Source organism: Flavobacterium sp. NRK F10 (assembly GCF_024054235.1).
GTDB classification, from domain to species: Bacteria; Bacteroidota; Bacteroidia; order Flavobacteriales; family Flavobacteriaceae; genus Flavobacterium; species Flavobacterium sediminis.
Map to the genome: position 1 here is coordinate 2677682 of NZ_JAMXLC010000001.1, position 23104 is coordinate 2700785.

The window sequence follows — 23104 nt, forward strand, 5'->3', positions numbered from 1 at the left end:
AATATATTAACATTTGTAAAATTTTGTATTATAGTTACTTATGTGTTTTTTATCTCTAAATGATGTAGTATTGTAGTGTCTCGTTTTGTTGTTATTACAACGTTGTAGTTGTACTTTTATCGCTCAAAACCTTAACATGAATTAACAAAATGAGACAAATTTTAGTAATTATTTCAATGCTCTTTATTCCGATAGTTTCCTTAGCGCAGGAAATTAAAGGAAATGTAGTAGATGAATTCGGGACACCTCTGTCAGGGGTAACCATACAAGTTCTGGAAACAGAAAAGTATTCCATTACTGATTTTGATGGGAATTTTACAATAGAGGCTAAAGAAGGCCAGGATTTGAAATTTACCATGATAGGTATGGAAGATTTGGTAGCCAAAGCGACTACTAATATGAATGTTGTCATGAAAGAAAGTCTGACTGAGTTAGATGATGTTGTGATGATAGGATATGGAAGAGCTAAAAAAAGAGACTTAACAGGTTCTATTGTTAGCGTCAAAGGAGAAGAAGTGGCTGATAAGCCCAATAATAATGTTTTGACCTCCTTGCAAGGTAAAGTTGCAGGTTTAACAGTAGTGAACTCCGGACAACCAGGTCAAGAACCGGATGTAAGAATTAGAGGAACAATTAGTTTGTACCAAACTAAACCTCTTTACGTAGTGGATGGTATTTTTACCGATAATATTGATTTTGTTAACCCTAATGATATTGCTTCAATAGAGGTGTTGAAGGATCCGTCTTCTTTGTCTGTTTTCGGAGCAAGAGGGGCTAATGGGGTAATTGTTGTAACTACGAAAAGAGCTAAAAACGGTGAAACTGTCATTAATTATAATTCTTCGGTAGGTTTTAAAAGTATTACAGGAAAACCTAGTATGACAAATGCTCAAGAGTTTAAGTATTTGTACGATATGCAAAGACAAAATCAAGGAGTTGCGCCTTATTCCTATTATGATTTGTATACAGCTGATACAGATTGGGTTGATGCAATTTCAAATGATAACGCATTATTTTATAATCATAATATATCTTTTTCAAATTCTTCTGAGAATAATAAATTCTATGCCGGTTTTGGGTATTCAAATGAAGAAGGATTGATTAAAAATGAACTGTACAAAAAATTTACAGCTAATTTAAATGACGAGTTGAATATTAAAAAGAATTTAAAATTAGGTTTTAATATTAATTTCTTAGATGCTCGTTTACCTCGATTAGGGAGTTTTACTTCTGCCTTAAATTCAACTCCTATAGTTTCACCTTATAATGAAGAATTAGGTGTTTACAATCAATTACCGACTGAAATGGGAGGTGCACAATTAGGAAATGCTCTTTTAGAAGTTGAAGGGAAAAAAGGAACACAATTAAATAGAGATACACGCTTTGTAGGAAATGTTTTTGCAGAGTTAAAATTTTTGCAACATTTTACTTTGAGAGGAGCATATTTAGCAGATTTAGATTTTAATAAGGGAAGAGGGTATTTACCGGTTTTTAATGTTTATGCCGCTGAATCAGATGATTTAACAGCATATTCAGGGAATGTATTAACAAAAGTAAATCAATATAGCAATTACAAGCAGAACTTACAGCAAGATTATACATTATCATATGAAAATAGTTTTGGCTTGCATAATGTAACATTATTGGCCGGACATACCCGATATGAAGAATATTATTCTGCTATGAGTGGTACAGTTTCACAATATGCGCCAAGTTATGATGAAAACGGAGTAGACGTAAATCAGATTCCTAATGACCCTAGATGGTGGTATTTGAATGTATTTCCTTATGGTGATCCAACAACCAGATTTTCAAATTCAAACCAATGGGATAGAGCTACATTATCTTATTTAGGGAGGGTATTATATAACTATGATGGTAAGTATATGTTGAATGCTTCTTTCAGAAGAGATGATTCTTCTGAATTAAGAAATGCTCAGAATTTTTGGGCTGTAGGTGCAGCTTGGGAAATTTCGAAAGAGAAATTTTTTAATGTGAAACACATTAATTATTTGAAACTGAAAGGATCAATGGGAGAGCAGGGGAATCAATTCACTACATTGCATTACCCAACTTATCCTCTGTATGTACCTGGTCAAAGTGCTGTATTCGGTGAAGAACTGGTTCCGGCATATATTTTAGCATATAGAATTAATCCTGATTTAGAATGGGAAACCGTATTGTCAAAAGAAATAGGTCTAGAAATAGGAGCTTTTGATAATCGTTTGTCATTTGAGGCTAATTATTATGACAAAAGAACAAAAGGTTTACTGGCATATATAACGGGAACAGATAATTTTTATGGGAATGTAGGTGAAGTGAAAAATAATGGATTAGAATTTATTGCTTCTTGGAAAAACGAAGTAAGAGAAGGATTCAGTTACTCTGTATCTGCAAATTTAACGACCATGAATAATAAAGTAGTGAGTTTGTATGATGAAGGGTTTGATTATTTTACGAGTCCAACCAGAACTATTGCCGGACAACCTATCAGTTCTTTCTATGGTTATGTAGTAGAAGGAGTTTATCAAACGTATGCAGATATTCTGAACTCTCCGATAAGTACATTGGGAGATTACACAGTTGGAGATCTAAAATATAAGGATATAAACGGAGATGGAGTGATTAATACAGATGATAGAACTTATATAGGTAATCCGACTCCTGATTTTACGTATGGTTTTTCAGTTAATGTAAATTACAATAAATGGAGTCTTGGGGTAGATTTCCAAGGAGTATATGGTAATGAGGTTTATAGAAATTGGGGGAACGGTTCTTCATATGCTCAATTCAATTATAGATCTGATCGTTTAGGAGCATGGACAGGACCGGGAACCTCTAATTGGGAACCAAGAGTATATGATGCATCCGGGTATAACTCTTTACCGTCAACTTATATGATTGAAGACGGTAGCTACTTACGATTGAGAAATGTTCAGTTAGCATATAATTTTGACTCTAAGTTTTTGAGTGCAGCAAAGATTAAAAGTTTAAGATTATTCTTGAACGCTCAGAACTTTGTAACCTGGAAAAAGAATTCAGGGTTCACACCTGAGTTTGGAGGAAGCCCAACATATTTTGGTGTAGACGGAGGATCATATCCGGTACCAGCTATTACAACTCTTGGGTTAAATGTAACTTTCTAAAAAAAAATGATCATGAAAAAAAATAGAAGAATTATAAAAATAGCAACATTAGTAGCATTCACTGTTTTAGGAGTGGCTTCTTGTGATGATGATTTTCTTGATAAAAAACCATTAGGAACTGCTTCTTACGGAGATTTAGGAGCAGGAGGCTATGAAGAACAGGCTTTTGGTCTATATGGTAAATTGAGAACCGAAGGAGGAGTGGCAGATTTCTCTAGAGTCTGGTTCCAGAGTATTCGTTCAGATGATGCGGCAAAAGGGAGCACGGCAACAGATGCGGCTACCTTGGGTAATATTTATGATTCATTTCAATATGACGCATCTGAAGGTTGGATAGCTAAAGGGAATTGGACAGGACATTATCGAATAATTTATGCATGTAATGATTTAATTATTGATATTGAGAATTCCGGTGCAACTGATGAGGGGACTTTAATTAATAAAGCAGAAGCTATGGCTATCAGAGCTTTTTGTTACTTCGATTTGAGAAGAGATTTCGGAGAAGTACCGTTAATTCTTCATAAAATAGTTGTTCCTTCTGATGAGATAGCTCCGAAATCGACTGTAGCTGAAATTGATACTCAGATTGTAAGTGATTTAGAGTTTGCAAAAGAATACCTACCTATTTCTTGGCCAAGTTATCCGGGCAGGGCTACCAAAGGTTTTGCACAAACATTATTAGGAAAATTGTATTTATATCAGCAAAATTGGTCTGCTGCAGAAAGTGAATTAAGTCAAGTAATGACTTATGGTTATTCACTATATAACTCTTTTTCAGAATTGTTTTTACAAGATGGAGACAATTCTACCGAATCTGTTTTTGAAGTTCAGTTTTTGAGATTAGCTGGAGTGAATTATTCTAATAATTATTGGGAGACACAAGGTGTTAGAGGAACTGGTACATGGGATTTAGGCTGGGGGTTCAATGTGCCGACTCAGGATCTGGTTGATGCATTTGAGACAGGAGACCCAAGAAAGGATGCGACAATTTTATATTCAGGACAAACAGACGGTTATGGATTAACGGTTCCGAATAGTCCGCCATTAGCACAACCTTATTGGAATAAAAAAGCATATACTAAACCAAGTGAAAGAACAGAATATTCAGAAAATAAAAATCATTGGGCAAATATTAAAATTTTGCGTTATGCAGATGTACTCTTGATGTATGCTGAGGCATTAAACGAATTAGGACAATCTTCTGCAGCAGTTGATTATATTAATGTTGTAAGATCAAGGGCAAGAGGAGGGAATTCTTCTGTATTACCGGACATTTCTGCTACAGATCAAACAGCGGTTAGAGATGCAATTAAACAAGAAAGAAGAGTTGAATTTGCAATGGAAGGAGAAAGGTTCTATGATTTAGTTAGATGGGGAGACGCACAAACGGTTCTAGGAAGTTTGGGCTATCAGGCTAAAAACCAGTATTATCCGATACCTCAATCAGCAATTGATCAATCGGGTGGTGTTTTAATTCAAAATCCAAATTATTAAAGTCTGACAGAATGAATGGTAAAAAGGCTGTTTCGTTCTAAATTTAAAAGATATAAGTTATGAGAAAAATAGATATTTCATTAAGAAAAGTAAGCTTGTTTTTAATAGCCTCACTTTTACTTGTAGGATGTCAAGATATGGATCATCCTGATTTAGGTAATTATCCTATTGATGAAAATCCACCGGGAGGTCCCCTAAAATTTTATGTCCCTTTTGATGGTGAAACCGAAAATGAACTTTATAATGCAGTAGATTATATTAGAGCTAAATTCCCTACAGAAAATGGTTTCAATCAAGTAGATGGGGTTTCAGGTAAGGCTGTGCAAGGAGTATTAGATGCAAAAATTAATTATGCAAAACCAAATGATTGGGCTTCAACGGTAAGTAGTTTTACTATTGCATTTTGGGAAAAACATGACGGGCAAACTCAAAACGGAGGGAACCCGGGAGCTGAGAATATTTTTAGTATTCCGTCTTCAAACGGACATTGGTCCGGAGCTACCTTATTTTTGTTGTTTGATCAATATTCTGGTTCAAGTACAGCAGCGGCTATTAAGCTTGTTATGGTTGATGCCGATATGTCTGATACCTGGGTTACTTGGGAAGGAGCTAATTCAATAGAAGGAGTTTTAGATAATCAATGGCACCATTTTGCTTTTGTTTACGATGAAAACACATCTGGTCTGACAATGTATATCGACGGAAATTTTATTGAAACTAAAACTTGGGGAACCCATGGAGGGCTTACGTTAGATGATTCAAAAGTTACAGGTTGTAGAATCGGTAACGGACCACAAGCACAAAATTCGAGTGGAAATAACTGGTTAGCTTCTAATTGGAAAGGAGCATTAGATCAATTTCGATTATACAATATAGCCTTAACTGCTGCAGAGGTTCAGGATTTATTCGTAAATAATAAATAATAAAAATTTCTTGCCGGAAGAATATATTTTTCCGGCAGGTTTTTAAATACTAATCATGAAAATTATAAAGTTAATAGTAATTTTTACTTTTTTTTCGTCTGTTAGTTGTACGGAAAGTAATGATAATAATGGTTCTGATAATCAAGAAGAAACACCGGTAGTACTATCAGATGACGAATTAATGACACAAGTACAAAGAGAATCTTTTCGTTATTTCTGGGATTTAGCACACCCTGATTGTAAATTAGCAAGAGAACGTTACCTGATAGATGATCCGACATACGATCAGAATATTGTTACCACAGGAGGTTCAGGATTTGGTTTAATGACTATTTTAGTTGGTATTGAAAGAGGTTTTGTTCAAAGAGCAGAAGCTGTTACAAGATTAACTACAGCACTGAATTTCTTAGAAAATGCTGATCGTTTCCATGGCGCCTGGCCACATTGGATGAACGGTACTACAGGTGATGTTATCCCTTTCGGGACAATGGACAACGGAGGAGACTTAGTAGAAACAGCTTTTTTATGTGAAGGATTGATCTGCGTTAGAGAGTATTTTAAAAATGGAAGTGCTGCAGAACAGGCTTTATCTCAAAAAGCAAATGCTTTATGGGAAGGAGTAGAGTGGGATTGGTATACCAAAGGAGAGAATGCTCTATACTGGCATTGGTCTCCCGATTATGAGTGGCAAATGAATTTTAAATTGGAAGGCTATAACGAATGTCTGGCAGCTTACATTATGGGGGCAGCTTCGCCGACTCATCCTATTCCTAACGAAGCCTATCATCAGGCTTGGGCCAGAAACGGGGCTATTGTAACTTCAGGGACTAAATATGGAATCCCTTTGATTTTCAATCACAACGGAGCGACTAATAATGTAGGACCGCTTTTCTGGGCTCATTATTCTTATTTAGGATTAGACCCCAGAGGACTTTCAGATCAATATGCAAACTATTGGGATCTGAATAAAAACCATACGGAAATTATATATACCTACTGTGTTAATAATCCTTATAACTGGAATGGATATAGTAATAAATGTTGGGGACTTACGGCAAGTTATACCCGAAATTCAGACGGTTCAACAGGCTATACCGCTCATCAACCTAATAATGACACAGGTGTCATTACCCCTACGGCAGCTTTATCTTCATTTCCGTATACTCCGACAGAATCCATGCGTTTTTTACGCTATTTATATGAAGAAAAGAAAGCTACACTGGTAGGCTATGCCGGACCTTATGATGCTTTTTCGCCACCATATAACTGGGTAACAAGAAGATATTTAGCTATTGATCAGGGAACTATTGCTCCGATGATCGAAAATCATAGAACCGGATTGTTATGGGATCTATTCATGCAGGCAACCGAAGTTCAAACCGGATTACAAAACTTAGGATTTTCATCAACTCAACACGGATTTTAATGAAAAATATAATTGTTCTTGCAGTATTCTTATGGTTTAATATCACTTTGGCTCAAGAGGTAACCGGAAATTTTGAGACCACTGTTTCAACGAGTTATTCGTATCAATATGCTTTGCATAAACCTAAAGGTAAGGATAAAAAACCGCTTATCATTTTTTTACACGGATCAGGTGAAAAAGGAGACGATGTTGAACTAGTAAAGGTTCACGGACCTTTTAAATATTTAAAGACACATGAATTGGACGCTTACGTTTTAGCCCCTCAGTGTCCGAAAGAAGCATATTGGGAACCGGAATCACTATATCGCTTGATTCAAAATATAATCAAAGAAAATAAAAATATAGACGAATCACGAATTTACTTGACAGGTTTAAGTATGGGAGCCTGGGGAGCCTGGAATCTAGCTTTTGCTCACCCTGAAAGCTTTGCTGCTTTAGTGCCCATTGCAGGTTTTGTAGATCGTGTACCAATGATCGAAAATTGTAAAATAAGCAAAATCCCAACACGAATTTTTCATGGATTGGTTGATGATGTTGTAGATGTTCGATATTCCATTGAGATCTATAAAAAATTAAAGAATTGCAATGAAGATATCGAACTAACCATTTTTGATGACGCAAATCATGATAGTTGGACAAGAGTCTATGATGACCCCGAAATTTACAATTGGATGCTTGCTCAACAAAAGAATTAATCTACCATAAACAAAAACAAACCAATGAAATTAAAGATAATAAGTATACTATTAGCAACAATAACGATCTCCGGTTCTGCTTTGGCTCAAAAGAAGAACAAACAGAGAACTGTTCCGCCTAAAGATATTTTGGTCAATGAATTGATCGCTAAAATGACTTTAGAAGAAAAAATCGGACAGTTAAATCTGCCAAGTGCCGGAGAATTTACTACCGGACAGGCTACAAACTCTGATATAGGAGAGAAAATCGAAAAAGGACTAGTAGGAGGTTTATTCAATATAAAATCTGTAGCACGCATCAGAGACGTACAAAAAGTTGCTATTGAAAAAAGCCGACTGAAAATTCCTTTGATCTTTGGTATGGATGTTATTCACGGCTACGAAACTACGTTTCCTATACCTTTAGGTTTATCATGCAGTTGGGATATGGATAATATCAAAAGATCAGCGCAGATTGCAGCTAAAGAAGCCAGTGCCGATGGAATTAACTGGACCTTTTCTCCCATGGTCGATATTTCTCGTGATCCGCGTTGGGGAAGAGTTTCAGAAGGTTCAGGCGAAGATGCTTATTTAGGAAGTCAAATTTCTAAAGCCATGGTGCAAGGATATCAGGGAGCAAGCTTAATGGATAACAATACAATTATGGCTTGTGTGAAACATTTTGCATTGTATGGTGCTCCGGAAGCCGGTAGAGATTACAATACGGTTGATATGAGCCGTATTCGTATGTATAATGAATATTTCCCGCCATACAAAGCAGCTGTTGAAGCCGGAGTAGGTTCGGTTATGGCATCATTTAATGAAATCGACGGAATTCCGGCTACGGGAAACAAATGGCTAATGACAGATGTATTGCGTAACCAATGGAAATTCAATGGTTTTGTAGTAACTGATTATACCGGGATCAATGAAATGATAGCACACGGAATGGGCGATTTACAAGCCGTTTCTGCTTTAGCAATGAATGCCGGAATCGATATGGATATGGTTGGAGAAGGCTTTCTGACAACCTTGAAGAAATCAATTGAAGAAGGGAAAGTACCCATAGATCAGTTAGATGCTGCCGTAAAACGAATTTTAGAAGCAAAATACGATTTAGGCTTGTTTCACGATCCATATAAATATTGTGATGTAAAACGTGCTAAAACAGAAATTTTTACGAAAGAAAATCGTCAGATTGCTCAAAATATCGCGGCTGAATCTTTTGTTTTGTTGAAAAACTCAAATTCAGTTTTACCATTACAAACCAATCAAAAAGTGGCTTTAGTTGGTCCTTTGGCAATTGCGCAAAAACACATGCCGGGAACTTGGAGTGTGGCGACCAATTTTGATACACCAATTACTTTAAAAACAGCTTTAGAAGCTAAATTAGGCAAAGCAAATGTTAATTATGCAATGGGCTGTAATTTTGATTATGATGATGCGTTTGTTGAAAAAGCAGGTTTCTTCGGAAAACCATTACCAAGCGATAACAGAGCAAAAGAAGTGCTTTGGGCAGAAGCTTTAGAGGCAGCAAAAAGATCAGATGTAATTGTATTTGCTATCGGAGAAGGAGCCGAACTAAGCGGAGAATCGAGTAGTAGAACAAACCTTTTGATTCCACAGGCTCAGAAAGACTTATTGAAAGAATTGAAAAAAGCGAACAAGCCGATTGTTTTGGTATTGTTTAATGGTCGTCCTTTAGCAATTACTGAGGAAAATGAATTAGCAGATGCTATTTTAGACGTTTGGTTCCCGGGAACTGAAGCAGGTCCTGCCATTACTGATGTACTGTATGGAACGGTAAATCCTTCAGGAAAATTATCAATGACTTTCCCTAGAAATGTTGGACAAGTGCCAATTTTCTATAGCCATAAGAATACGGGTAGACCTTTAAGTTTGGAAAAAACACAAAAAGGCGAATTCGAAAAATTCCGTTCTAATTATTTAGACGTTCCAAACACGCCATTATTCCCGTTTGGTTATGGATTGAGTTATACGACCTTTGAGTACTCAAACTTAAAGTTGTCATCAAATACGTTGACTAAAGGCGAGAAAATTACCGTTTCGGTAGAGGTTAAGAACACAGGAAATTACGACGGAAAAGAAGTCGTTCAATTATATATCAGAGATTTAGTAGGTTCAGTAACAAGACCGGTTAAAGAATTAAAAGCATTCCGAAAAGTTACTCTTAAAAAAGGAGAAACACAAACACTACAGTTTGACTTAACTGAAGAAGATTTGAAGTTCTACAATTCTAATTTAGATTTTGTAGCGGAACCCGGAACGTTCGAAGTTTTTGTAGGAACCAATTCTGATACCCAGATGAAATTAAAATTTGAGTTAGTAAAGTAATGTTTTAGTTTAAGTTAAATACCCTTTGGAATATCACTAAAGGGTATTTTTTAGTAAAGGAAGTAACTCATGAAAAAAATAATTGTAGCAATACTAACCATGATCTCTGTTTTTCAGGGATTTGCTCAGCAAAAGACATTTTGTAATCCGGTCAATATCGATTATGGTTATACACCTATTCCTAATTTTACGAAACAAGGAAAGCATCGCGCAACAGCAGATCCGGTTATTGTTAATTTTCAGAATAAATACTTTTTGTTTGCAACCAATCAATGGGGCTATTGGTGGAGTGATGATATGCTACATTGGAATTATATCCAACGGAAATTCTTAAAACCGGAAAACGAATACCCTTCATTGAATGATGGTGTAAAAGCCGACCATAAGCTTGATGAAAAGAACAAGGTATATGACGAGCTATGCGCTCCGGCTGTCTTTGTTATGAAAGGATATATGTACGTAATTGGTTCCACACACGGACCTGATTTTGCTCTATGGAGAAGTAAGGATCCTTTAGCAAACGAATGGGAAAAAGCAGTTGACAACTTTAAAGTAGGAGCCTGGGATCCGGGTTTTTTGTACGATGAAGAAAAAGATAAGTTATTCCTATATTGGGGATCCAGCAATGAATTTCCTCTTTTCGGAACAGAAATAAATACGACGACTTTACAGTCTGAAGGTTTTGTAAAACCAATGTTGACTTTAAAACCCGAAGATCATGGTTGGGAACGTTTCGGGGAATACAATGATAATACGTTTTTGCAACCTTTTATGGAAGGCGCCTGGATGACCAAATATAAAAATAAATATTACTTGCAATATGCTGCGCCGGCAACGGAATTCAGCGGATATGCAGATGGTGTTTATGTTAGTTCAAATCCATTGGAGGGCTTTGCTTACCAGCAACACAATCCCTTGTCCTATAAACCGGGCGGATTTGCTCGCGGAGCCGGTCACGGAGCCACATATCAGGACAATTTCGGAAACTGGTGGCACGTTTCAACCATTATTCTGGGACAAAAAAATAATTTTGAAAGACGGATCGGGATCTGGCCTGCCGGTTTTGATAAGGATGACGTGATGTATTGTAATACGGCTTACGGAGATTATCCTACATTTATTCCGGAATATGCTAAAGATAAAGATTTTACACAAGGATTATTTGCCGGGTGGATGTTGCTGAACTACAATAAACCGGTTCAGGTTTCTTCTACTTTGGGAGGATATGCTCCGAATTTTGCAGTAGATGAAGATATGAGAACCTATTGGAGTGCACAAACAGGAGAAAAAGGGGAATGGTTTCAAACGGATTTAGGTGAAATATCGACAATAAATGCTATACAGATCAATTATGCTGATCAGGATGTAGAATTTATGGGAAAAAGCTCCGGAGTTGTACACCAATACAAAATTTGGGCATCTGATGACGGTAAAAAATGGAAACTGGCAGTAGATAAAAGCAAAAACAGGACAGATGTTCCTCATGATTATGTCGAGTTAGCAAAGCCCATAAAAGCCCGTTACCTGAAATTGGAGAACATCAAAATGCCAACCGGGAAATTTGCTTTGAGCGGTTTCCGTGTTTTTGGAAAAGGGAACGGGAAAAAACCTGAAAAAGTCGAAAATTTTATGGTTTTACGAGCAGATAAGAATAAATTTGGCGAAAGAAGAAGTTCGTGGATCCGTTGGAAACAAAATAATCAAGCTGAAGGCTATGTGATCTATTTTGGTAAATCGCCTGATAAATTATACGGAAGTATTATGGTTTACGGTAAAAGTGATTATTTCTTCACAGGAATGGATCGAACCGACACCTATTATTTCCAAATAGAAGCCTTTAATGCTAACGGAATTAGCGAAAGAACTCCGGTTATAAAAGTAGACTGATGAAAAAGGTATTGTTTTTATTTTTTTGCGTTTCAACCTTAGCATTTGCTCAGGACGATTTGAATGTTATGTCGTATAATGTGCGTTTAGCTTCAGTAGATGACGGCGATAATAGTTGGGAGATACGAAAAGAAAGAGTTGCCCGTTTAATTGAATATTATGAACCTGATTTTTTAGGAATGCAGGAAGTTCAGAAAGTACAATTGGATTTTTTGTTGGAAAACCTTCCGCAGTACCGATTTATTGGTTTACCAAGAGAAGAAGGAATTCATGCGGAATACTCCTGTATTTTTTACAATGCTGAAAAATACAAAGTATTAGAAGAAAAAACTTTTTGGCTTTCCGAAACTCCGGACGAAATGTCTAAAGGTTGGGATGCTGCTTGTCATCGAATTGTGACGTACGGATTATTTCAGGATAAAAAGAGCAAACAGAAATTCTGGATCGTCAATACCCATCTGGATCATGTCGGTTTAAAAGCCAGAGAAAAATCGGCTAAAATACTGGTTCAATTGGCTAAAGAACTGAAGACTAAAAAAGATATTCCGTTCATTCTTACAGGTGATTTCAATGCCGAACCTAACGATACGGTTATTGCAACCTTAAAAGAAGATCTAAAAGAAGCAAGTTCGGTTTCAAAAACAAAACCGTATGGTAATTCTATCCATACCTGGAATGCTTTTCAGTTTTATAAAATACCTGATAAACAGATAGATTACATTTTCTTTGATAAAAAAACTTCAATTTACGTTCGAAAATTCAATACAATTAACGATTTTTATGACTTCAAATATCCGTCCGATCATTTACCTATTTTGGCAACGTTTTATTTGAACTACAAAAAAAATAAATAACAAACCAATAAATACGTTTTATACTATATGAGTACATCAAATAAACAGACTAATTGGGCTCAATTTATTCCTTTAGTTTCGGTATTTTTCTTTTGGGGATTCGTTGCAGCCAGTAATGATATTCTAATTCCCGTTTTTAAAAAAGCATTTGACTTAACGAATGGGCAAAGTCAGTTGGTTTCATTTGCATTTTATATTGCTTATACCGTGGGTGCTTTACTTTATATGCTGATTTCAAGATTAATAAAAGTAGATATTGTTCAAAAATTAGGGTATAAAAACAGTTTGTCCTTAGGTTTACTGATTTCGGCCTTAGGAACGTTATTGTTTTATCCGGCTGCTAATACAGGTTCGTTTGCTTTAATGTTGTCAGGCTTGTTTACTGTAGGTTTAGGTTTTTCATTGCAACAAACGGTTGCTAATCCTTTGGCAATTGTGTTAGGTCCTATTGCTACGGGTTCTCAGCGATTAACTTTAGCAGGTGGAATCAATAACTTCGGAACAACTATAGGTCCCTTAATTGTAACGTACGCAATTTTTGGAGCAAAGCCGGCTGTAAACCACGTAATTGATATTGCTACCGTAAAAGTTCCGTATTTAATTTTAGGTTTAGCTTTTGCATTAGTGGCTATTCTATTAAAATTTTCAAGTTTACCAAATAAAATTAAAGAACAAGGAGAAGAAGAAGTAGCAACTGTTAAAGACGTTCGTTCATCAGCTTTAAAATATCCGCAATTGTTAATGGGAATGTTAGCAATTTTTGTATATGTAGGAGTTGAGGTTTCTACGGCTAGTAATATGCCGGCTTATTTAGAGGCTGGTTTAGGAATGTCAATTAGTGAAGTAGCCCCTTATGTGTCTTTATATTGGGCAAGTTTGATGATTGGTCGTTGGACGGGTGCAGTTGAAGCTTTAGGATTGTCAGAAGGAGCACAAAAAATAATGAAATTCATCATGCCTTATATTGCTTTTGGAGTGTTCTTATTAGCAAGTTACTTAGCAGGGAAAGATTTACAACCATTTTATGTATATGCGGCTGTAATTTTAGTATTGATTGTTGCAGATTTTGCCAGTAAAGGAAATCCGGCTACGATGTTGTTGATCTTTTCAGGTTTAGGAATTACAGCTTTAGCAATTGGAATGGCTACTAGCGGAATGGTAAGCGTTTATGCGTTTACAAGTGTTGGTTTGTTCTGTTCTACGTTATGGCCATGTATCTTTACATTAGCTATTAGTGGATTAGGAAAACATACTACTCAAGGAAGTAACTTTTTAATCATGATGATTATGGGGGGAGGAATCGTAAGTTGGATTCAAGGTTTTGTGGCTGATCTAACATCTCCTCATTTTAGTTATATCGTAGGAGTTGTTTGTTTTGCTTATTTAGCGTTCTATGCTTATACCGTAAAAGATATCTTAACAAAACAAGGAATCAATTTTGATAAAAAAGTAAGTGGAGGTCACTAACAAGATAGAAAAAAATAAGAAAAAGCCGCTTTATGAACAAAGCGGCTTTTTTTATGCAATGTTTCCAACATGTTTTAGGTGTTTCGTATCTTTGCCAAAAAATAATTGTTCATGCAAAAAGTATATCTTGACAATGCTTCTACAACCCGAATTCGTCCAGAAGTAATTACTCACATGGCAGAAGTAATGGCTCAGGAATTTGGGAATCCTTCTTCTACGCATAGTTTTGGTCGTAGTGCGAAAGTCATTTTAGAAACTTCAAGAAAAAAGATAGCATCTTCAATTGGTGCTAAATCCAGTGAAATTTTATTTACTTCTTGTGGAACAGAATCGAATAATTGGGTCTTGCGTTCGGTAGTCAAAGATTTAGGAGTTAAACGTATCGTAACGAGTAAGATTGAACATCATGCCGTTTTACATACAGTTCTGGCTTTACAAAATGAATATGATATTGTGGTGGAATATGTTCCTCTGGAAGTCAACGGAGCGGTCGATTATCAAGGATTGAAAAATATTTTAGCAGATGAGGTTCAGGGAAAAACACTGGTAAGTTTAATGCATGTGAATAATGAAATAGGAACTATTCTCGATTTAGATAAAGTGGGTACATTGTGCCAAAATTACAATGCTTTATTTCATTCTGATACTGTGCAATCGGTAGGGAAAACCGAATTGAATTTGGAAGAACTTCCGGTTGACTTTATTACGGCTAGTGCGCACAAATTTCACGGACCCAAAGGTGTTGGTCTTTTATATGTAAAGAAAAATTATGTATTACAACCCTTGCTTTTCGGAGGCGAACAAGAAAAAGGATGGCGTGCCGGAACTGAAGCTGTTCATCAGATAGCAGGTATGGCTAAGGCTTTAGAAATGTCTTATCAAGAACTGAAAAAAGAGCGTTCACACATTCATGAATTAAAAATATACCTGAAGGAACAACTGACGGAGGCTTTTCCGGAAGTTATTTTTAACGGAGAAATTTTTGACGGAACATATAGTGATACAACTTTTTACAACTTGGTGAATGTAATGTTGCCTTTTTCAACAGATAAAACGTCAATGATCTTATTTGCTTTAGATATGAAAGGAATAGCAGTTTCCCGTGGAAGTGCTTGTCAAAGTGGAAGTGTTCGTCCTTCACATGTTTTAGCTGAAATTTTAAGCCCGGAAGATTTGCAAAAACCAAGTTTACGTATTTCTCTAAGCCATGAAAATACAAAAGAAGAGATTGATGCATTGATTATGGCTTTGAAGACAATGGGGTAAATGATACAATAGATGAGTGATTTTTTAGAAATTGTAAAGGCTGAAGCCAAAAGCCTTTTAACTTTAAAGAAAACGGAACGCTTATGGCATGTTCCTCTCTTGGCATCTCTTTGTGTAGGTCTTCCGCTTTTAGTGGGCTACTTTACTGATAGATTGGATTATGGATTATTATCCTGTATGGCCGGATTGGTTATTTTATATCTGCCTACAACATCTGTTGCCAGAAGAATGATTACTCTGTTGAGTTGTTCATTTGGTTTTATGATCTCTTTTACTATTGGGGTTCTGTTCAGTTTTAACCCTTATATATCAGCATTGGTTTTAGGGTTGTTTACGGTTGGAGTACATTGGGTTGTTCGCTATTTTGACATGAAGCCTCCGGGAAGTTTTTTCTTTGTAATGATAGCCTCAATAGCGAGTTGCATGCCTTTTGATTTTGATGTGGTTCCGTTGAAAGTAGGCTTGGTTGGAATGGGGGCTATGTTAGCGTGTTTGCTGGCATTGTTTTATAGTATCTTTATCACTAAGAACAGACAATTTGCAAAGGATGAATTAATTCTGTTAAAGAAAAATTCAACGGCTGCTATTTTTGAATCTTTAATAATAGGAACTTTTATAGGGCTCTCGTTGCTGACGGGTAAGTTGTTGGAACTTACAAACCCTTATTGGCTGCCTATTTCCTGTATGGCTGTATTGCAAGGGGTTTCGTTGCAACACGTTTGGAGCAGAAGTTTTCAGCGTATTTTAGGTACATTTATAGGCTTAGGATTGGCTTGGGGATTAGTATCCTTACATTTTGATGCTTTAGGGATTTGTCTAACCATTATGATCTTACAGTTTATAATTGAAATGTTGGTCGTACGGCATTATGGATTAGCGGTTATTTTTATTACACCTTTGACGATTTTTTTGGCTGAAGCCGGAGGAACAGCACTTAACCATGCTAATGATTTAATAGAAACCCGTTTTTTTGATATTCTGATCGGAAGTTTGATCGGAGCTATTGCCGGTTATTTTTTGTACCATGAAAAATTGAGACGGACTACGGAAAGACAGATTAGAAAAACCAAAGTGAGTTTTTGGCTTAAAAAAAGAAATTAAAAAGGCTACCCAAAATGAAACAAAAGAACGGGAGTAATAGAAAACCACATTGTAGTGATGAATAAAATAGTTTAGTTTGTTCTCTTAAGTTTCAATTTAGATAGCCGATTGGTATTAATAAATGGGGTTAAAAGGGGTATTTATATTTTTTAAACATTACCGTATGCATTGGATTCTCCGCCATCAATAGCCAATACTTGTCCGTTAACATAGGAACACTCTTCACTCAATAAAAAAGCAACAACATTTGCTACTTCTTCAGGAATTCCCAATCGTTTTGTCGGATTAGCTTTAGCATATTCCGTTTCAGCTAATTTCGGATCAGCAGGGTTTACCTGCTTAAAAGCTTCAGCAACCATAGGTGTCAAAATAGCACCCGGAGCAATGGCGTTGGTCATTATGTTGAACTTTCCGTATTCTAATGCAGCATTTTTGGTCATGCCGGCTACAGCATGTTTTGTTGCCACGTACGCAGTCTGGTTCATAACACCTCGGATACCTCCTACAGATGCTACATTAACGATTCGTCCGTAATTTTGTTTTTGCATAACCGGAATGATATAACGCATTCCGTAATAGACACCTAAAAGGTTGATATCAAGTACTTTTTGGAATATGCCTAAATCGTATTCAGTAAGAGGAGCTTGTCGCCCTTCGATTCCGGCATTGTTGTAAAAACCATCAATACGTTTGAATGTATCTAAAGTTTTTTGTACATAGTTTTTGACTTGTTCTTCTTTGGAAACATCGGCAACTACTGTAAGAATACCAGTGCCAGGAAATTCTTTTAAAATTTCTTTTTCTGCTTCGCGAAGGGCAGATTCGTTGTAATCTACTAAAGTAATATTAGCCTTTAAGCCGGCTAATTTTTTGGCGGCAGCTAAGCCTAAACCCATAGCTGCTCCTGTAATTATAATTGTTTTGTTTTGAAAGGTACTCATAATACAATAACTTTATATAGTTTAGCTTACTATATAAAGTTACGCATTATAAATCAGTACAGTAAATTATTAAAGTAGTTTAAGATAACTTTAATAAAATATTTACATTTGTTTAGTATAAATCAGGATATCTTGATGGATTAACTTCGTGCATGATAGCATATATTTTTTCATAAACATCTTCAACACTAGGTTTAGAGAAATAATCTCCGTCAGTCCCATAGGCCGGACGATGTTCTTTAGAAGTTAAAGTTTGCGGTTCGCTATCTAAATATTGATAAGCATGCTGTTTTTCTACTACTTGTTGCAAAATATAGGCACTGGCTCCGCCCGGAACATCTTCATCAACGACTAACAATCTATTGGTTTTAGCGACACTTTTTACAATATCATGGTTGATGTCAAAGGGTAGAAGCGACTGTACATCGATGATCTCAACATTGATACCTACTTCAAAAAGTTCTTTTGCTGCTTGCTCAATGATTCGCAATGTAGAGCCATAAGAAACAACAGTGATATCACTTCCTTCTTTAATTGTTTCAACGATTCCTAAAGGTGTCTTGAATTCGCCTAAATTTACAGGAAGCTTTTCTTTTAAACGATAGCCGTTCAGACATTCAATGACTAATGCAGGTTCGTCACTTTCTAATAAAGTGTTATAAAAGCCGGCTGCCTGAGTCATATTTCTGGGAACTAAAACATACATTCCTCTGATAGCGTTAAGGATCATTCCCATTGGTGATCCGGCATGCCAGATACCTTCCAGACGATGTCCTCTTGTTCTTACGATCAAAGGAGCTTTCTGGCGACCATAGGTTCGATATTGCAAAGTAGCCAGATCATCACTCATGATTTGGATAGCGTATAATAAGTAGTCTAAATACTGAATTTCAGCTATAGGACGTAATCCGCGCATAGCCATTCCTATTCCTTGTCCCAAGATCGTAGCTTCACGAATTCCGGTATCAGAAACGCGGAATTCACCGTATTTCTCCTGCATTCCTTCCAAGCCTTGGTTTACATCACCTATATTTCCTGAATCTTCTCCAAATATCAGTACATCAGGATGTTTGGTAAATAATGCATCAAAATTGTTTCGAATGATCAAACGGGCATCCACAGTTTCGCTGTTTTCATCATAAGCAGGTGCAACCGCAGGGATATTAGCAATGCTTTTAGCCGATTGTGAATACAAATGAGAACTGAACTTTGGCTGTGTCTTAGTCATAAAATCTTTAATCCATTGTACTAAAGTCGGTTTACCATCTTCATTGATGACTAAACGAAGTGTTTTTCGTGCAGTGGTAATAACATCTTTATTGATAGGTTCTTTGATGGCTAATAGATCAGTAGCAAATTTTTGCAGGAATACACCGTTCGGACTTTTTTGCGCTAAATTTGTTAATAAATTAGCCAAATCTTGTTGTTCCTCTTTAATAGGTTTTATAAAGTTATTCCATGCTTCTTTTTTTCCCTGAAGCACTTCTTTTTTAGCCGCTTCATCAATAGCATTAATATCTTCTTCACTGGCTATATTGTTGGAGATCATCCATTTTCTCATTTGAACGATACAGTCATGTTCACTTTCCCATTCTAAACGTTCTTTACTTTTGTAACGTTCATGACTTCCGGAAGTGGAATGACCTTGAGGTTGGGTTAGTTCCTGAACATGGATTAGAACCGGAACGTGTTCCGCACGTGCCAGAGCACCGGCATTTTGATAAACTTCTACAAGACTCGGGTAATCCCAACCTTTAACGGTAAAGATTTCATAACCGTTTGTATTTTCGTCTCTTTGAAAACCTTTTAAGATTTCAGAGATACTTTCTTTAGTCGTTTGATATCTTGCTGGGACAGAAATACCATAAGCATCATCCCAAACACTCATAACCATAGGTACTTGTAAAACTCCGGCAGCATTAATCGTTTCAAAGAATAAGCCTTCAGATGTAGAGGCATTACCGATCGTTCCCCAAGCTACTTCATTTCCTTGATTTGAAAATTGTGTATGATTTTCCAATCCTTTTACGTTGCGATAAATCTTTGAGGCTTGCGCTAATCCTAATAAACGAGGCATTTGTCCGGCAGTAGGAGAAATGTCTGCACTGGAGTTTTTTTGTTGGGTTAGATTTTTCCAGTTTCCGTTTTCATCTAAGCTATGTGTAGTGAAGTGTCCGCCCATTTGACGACCGGCACTCATTGGTTCCAGATTAATATCGGTATGTCCGTATAAACCGGCAAAAAATTCAGGAATACTTAATAGTCCTAAAGCCATCATAAAGGTTTGGTCTCTATAATAACCCGAACGGAAATCACCGTTTTTGAAAGCTTTAGCTAAAGCTAATTGTGGAACTTCTTTACCATCTCCAAAGATTCCGAATTTTGCCTTACCTGTTAAAACTTCTCTGCGCCCTAAAAGGCTACATTCTCTACTGATAACGGCAATTTTGTAATCATTGATTACTTCCTGTTTGAAATCTTCAAACGACAGAACTTCTTTTTCGATCGGTTTACTACTCATATTTTGTAACAAATTGGATTGTTACAAATGTAAAGAAATAGCCTGTAAAAAGCAATAGGGAAGTGGCTTGATTTTTTGTATTTTGTAAATTTTCCTTTTATTGTTTGAAAAAACATCAAAAAAAACAAATAAAACAGTGTTTTTGTTGAATTAATAATAATCAGAGGTTCTAAAAAATATTAAAACCATTTTCGGGTAAATAACGAAATTAAAGTTTTTGGTGAGAGGGTTACCACAAATCGGATTCTTTGATTATAGTCAGGATCATTTAATTCAAAACCGTTAGAGGAATATACCGGAAAGAATAACTCAAAATAATCGGGAACCAGATTGAGGTGTATTCCGGAATCATAGACAAACTTTGTGTTAAAATTTTCGTTCTTGAATGCACCTACATCGCCATAAACCTGTATCCAGTTCCAAATATTAAAAGCGGCATTAGTTGTAACCATCCATTGGTTAGCATATCGGGTTCCGAAAATAGATTTAAACCCTCCTTCCGCATAAACAAATTGTTGACTGTATAATCCGGTAGTTTCACTTCTTCCTAAAAAGTTCTCTTCAAACATGTAGTCAGTTGGGCGATCCAGTCCGAAACTGAAATAGTCAGAAGTTGTGCTTCTGTACAAAAAGGTTCCGGCAAAAAAGCGTAAGGTGATCTGACGGTTGTTTTCAAACAGTTTCCTATAGTGTAGCACGGCAGAAAGTTTGCCGAAAGAATTAGCAACTTGTAGATCGGTCAATAAACTGTAAAGTTTAGTGCCTTCAGCTTGATAATTACCGTATTTGGCATTAAAAACGCTATAGTTGTCTGTATTGACATCTGTTATAACCGGCGAACTTTCCCTGTTGATGTACAGTTGGCGTAATTGTATGTATTCACTTTTATTTGTTCTGAAGTTTTTATCCCGAAGAAAGAATTGTACGCTCGGACTAAAATTGGTATAGCGAGCATTAGGAGCATAATGGAATTGGCTTCCTTTTAAAATATAGCGAACTTTATAGAGCTTGCCTTCTTCGCGAATGTTGTTGTCATATATGGCGGAAAATTTACCAACAACAGATTGTGTATTAGGAGAATAGAAAGGCGCTGCACTAAAAGTAAAAGGTTTGTTCAAAATGGATTTGTTGCTAACATTTAGCCCTAAAGCCATGCCATCGTAAAGGTTGTATTCAAATTCAGGAACATATAAGATCTGGTTGTAATAGGGATCTTCCAGATCCTTGAAAAAATTGAACTTAAAAGGTCTGTTGTTAAAAAAGAATCCTTTTAAAGATTTCCAGTTGTTACGTAAATTATATTCCGGAATTTCATTGTGGTAATTCAAGGTTAATTTGTCGGCTTCATAATTCGGAAAAACAAGAGTAGTATCAGTTGTAATGTTTTCAATCCATTTTTTGTACACGACTGTATCATTCTTAAGTTCATAAAAGGAAATCGGAACATTTGTTCTGGTCTTGTTTTTAATGGTAACCTTAATGGAATCATTAGATTTTTTTACACGACCAAACTTGTAATCAATCAGATCACGGGAATCAACCAAGGTAGTAAAAAACCAATCAATATTCTTGGGACTGTTCTTCTTTAAAATGTATTCCAGATCATGAGAACTGGTTTGGGTTATTTTATTTAAGGCTAAAAAATCCTGAATACTTGTATTGACAATGTTGTGTTCTAAGTAACTATCTAAATACTTTAAATTTAATCCCGATCGGTATTTACCGGATATCTGCTCGTTGAATTTAATCAGCTTTTCTTTGGAAGAGCCTATGGGTTGGTCTAAATTCTTACGTGCCATCAGCATGTAGAGGTAGTTGAATTGTTCGTTAAACGGAAGGTTGATAAAATTATAAGATTTCAGAAGCTTGATCTTTGACAAATTTCCGGTCATCTTCATATCCGGATGAAATGTATCAATATACTGCATCATCGTATAGATCTGAATACCGTCATAAATCCAGTTGTACATTCTGGGATTGGATTGGATATTAGCCTTGAGATAGTTGTTCAGATACGTTTTCAGGAACATTAGTTCAAACATGAATTCATCAGGATAAGGACTTAAGAATGCAGGCAACTGATTTAAACCATAAAAAGGCTGACGTTTATAATCCTCGTTGGAAACTAACAGTTTCGGAACGGAAGAGTTGCCTAGTTTTTCTTGTACGAATCGGGTAATCTTGTCAATTACAATTGCTTTTTGATAATCGTCTAATCTTGAATTTTCAATACTGCAATCAACTTCTATGACATCATTTTTAAAGATGTGATTAATAGCTGTCGGAGAAATAATTAAGGAAACATCCTGGTAGTTTTCGCCGGATAGCAAATAACTTCCGGTAGCATCAATTGTTTCAACTTTTAGATTGGAAGCAATATGGAAAGTTTCGGGAATAGTAATACGAATAGAGTAATCTGCGATAGTATTTGATATATCATCCAGATTTTCATTACTGTAAGTAATAAATTTTTTATTACTGAAAAGAGCAGGAGATAAATACCAGTTTTTCAGATACAATTTGTCATTATCAAAACCATATTGTGTAAAACGGCTATTAGGCATTTTAACAATGTAAGTCAATCGAATAAGTTGGGATTGAAAAGGGAGTAGTGGTTTATTAAGGTTTAAAGTTATGATGTCAATGTGTTTTGCAGCTCGTTGCCAATGCAGTTCCTTAAAGTTTTCATCTGAAACAGCTTTAATATCAGTATAACCGCGATCATTTTCAGACGCTAAGTGAAAACTACGATCAAATTCATCTGAAAAGCGTTTGGCTAAAGCTGAATTCTTGGAAGAAAAAGCATTGTTCCAATCGTTTAGAACAATACTTTGAAGTGTATCATTCGTAGAATTGAAATATTCGATTTCCTGCTGGATGTATAATAAGTGCGCTTCTGTATCAGCTTTAACATCAAGCCGTAATTTATGTTGGGCAATTCCGCCCGTAATGCAACAGAAAAACAGATAAAATAAAAGGTTCTTTTTCACGGACTTTTTTATAATAAAGATTACAATAATACTAAAAAGTTGCGTAACTCATCGTTAAA

The 23104-nt window shown here is 36.0% G+C and carries 14 protein-coding genes; 11 read left to right on the forward strand and 3 right to left on the reverse strand.

The features are described from left to right. Positions 1-149 precede the first annotated feature (149 nt). From NHF50_RS12130 to NHF50_RS12180, 11 genes are all read left to right on the forward strand, one after another. The gene (locus NHF50_RS12130; RefSeq protein WP_252776672.1) at positions 150-3146 is read left to right on the forward strand and encodes a TonB-dependent receptor; all 2997 of its coding nucleotides are present in this window, start codon (positions 150-152) and stop codon (positions 3144-3146) included. 12 nt (positions 3147-3158) lie between these two features. Next, positions 3159-4640: a RagB/SusD family nutrient uptake outer membrane protein gene (locus NHF50_RS12135; protein ID WP_252776674.1), complete on the forward strand. Its 1482-nt coding sequence runs from the start codon at positions 3159-3161 to the stop codon at positions 4638-4640. Positions 4641-4699: 59 nt separating this feature from the next. Next, entirely contained in the window at positions 4700-5563 is an 864-nt protein-coding gene (locus tag NHF50_RS12140; RefSeq protein WP_252776676.1) for a LamG domain-containing protein, read from the forward strand. A 55-nt stretch (positions 5564-5618) separates the two neighbouring features. Then, complete coding sequence (locus NHF50_RS12145; RefSeq protein WP_252776679.1) at positions 5619-6989, forward strand: glucoamylase family protein; 1371 nt, start codon at positions 5619-5621, stop codon at positions 6987-6989. Then, the gene (locus NHF50_RS12150) at positions 6989-7684 is read left to right on the forward strand and encodes a dienelactone hydrolase family protein (protein ID WP_252776682.1); all 696 of its coding nucleotides are present in this window, start codon (positions 6989-6991) and stop codon (positions 7682-7684) included. Before NHF50_RS12145 ends, NHF50_RS12150 begins: the two co-directional genes overlap by 1 nt. 24 nt (positions 7685-7708) lie before the next feature. Next, complete coding sequence (gene bglX, locus NHF50_RS12155) at positions 7709-10018, forward strand: beta-glucosidase BglX (protein ID WP_252776684.1); 2310 nt, start codon at positions 7709-7711, stop codon at positions 10016-10018. Positions 10019-10087: 69 nt separating this feature from the next. Beyond that, on the forward strand, positions 10088-11905 hold the full coding sequence (locus tag NHF50_RS12160) for a discoidin domain-containing protein (protein WP_252776685.1): 1818 nt from the start codon (positions 10088-10090) through the stop codon (positions 11903-11905). Continuing rightward, entirely contained in the window at positions 11905-12759 is an 855-nt protein-coding gene (locus tag NHF50_RS12165; protein ID WP_252776687.1) for an endonuclease/exonuclease/phosphatase family protein, read from the forward strand. The genes NHF50_RS12160 and NHF50_RS12165 overlap by 1 nt, the downstream gene beginning before the upstream one ends. Before the next feature lie 27 nt (positions 12760-12786). After that, positions 12787-14226, forward strand: a complete 1440-nt coding sequence (locus NHF50_RS12170; protein ID WP_252776689.1) for an MFS transporter — start codon at positions 12787-12789, stop codon at positions 14224-14226. A gap of 111 nt (positions 14227-14337) precedes the next feature. Next, positions 14338-15492, forward strand: coding sequence for a cysteine desulfurase family protein (locus NHF50_RS12175; RefSeq protein ID WP_252776691.1), 1155 nt, complete (start codon positions 14338-14340; stop codon positions 15490-15492). A gap of 12 nt (positions 15493-15504) precedes the next feature. Further along, positions 15505-16593, forward strand: coding sequence for an FUSC family protein (locus NHF50_RS12180; RefSeq protein WP_252776693.1), 1089 nt, complete (start codon positions 15505-15507; stop codon positions 16591-16593). Between the two features lie 149 nt (positions 16594-16742). On the opposite strand, the gene NHF50_RS12185 is transcribed toward NHF50_RS12180, so the two are convergent. The 3 genes from NHF50_RS12185 to NHF50_RS12195 all read right to left on the reverse strand — a co-directional run bounded on the left by NHF50_RS12185 (position 16743) and on the right by NHF50_RS12195 (position 23045). Beyond that, on the reverse strand, positions 16743-17534 hold the full coding sequence (locus NHF50_RS12185) for an SDR family oxidoreductase (protein WP_252776696.1): 792 nt from the start codon (positions 17532-17534) through the stop codon (positions 16743-16745). A 112-nt stretch (positions 17535-17646) separates the two neighbouring features. Continuing rightward, positions 17647-20055, reverse strand: coding sequence for a thiamine pyrophosphate-dependent enzyme (locus NHF50_RS12190; RefSeq protein WP_252776698.1), 2409 nt, complete (start codon positions 20053-20055; stop codon positions 17647-17649). Positions 20056-20234: 179 nt separating this feature from the next. Beyond that, the gene (locus NHF50_RS12195; RefSeq protein WP_252776701.1) at positions 20235-23045 is read right to left on the reverse strand and encodes an aminopeptidase; all 2811 of its coding nucleotides are present in this window, start codon (positions 23043-23045) and stop codon (positions 20235-20237) included. Between the last annotated feature and the right edge of the window lie 59 nt (positions 23046-23104).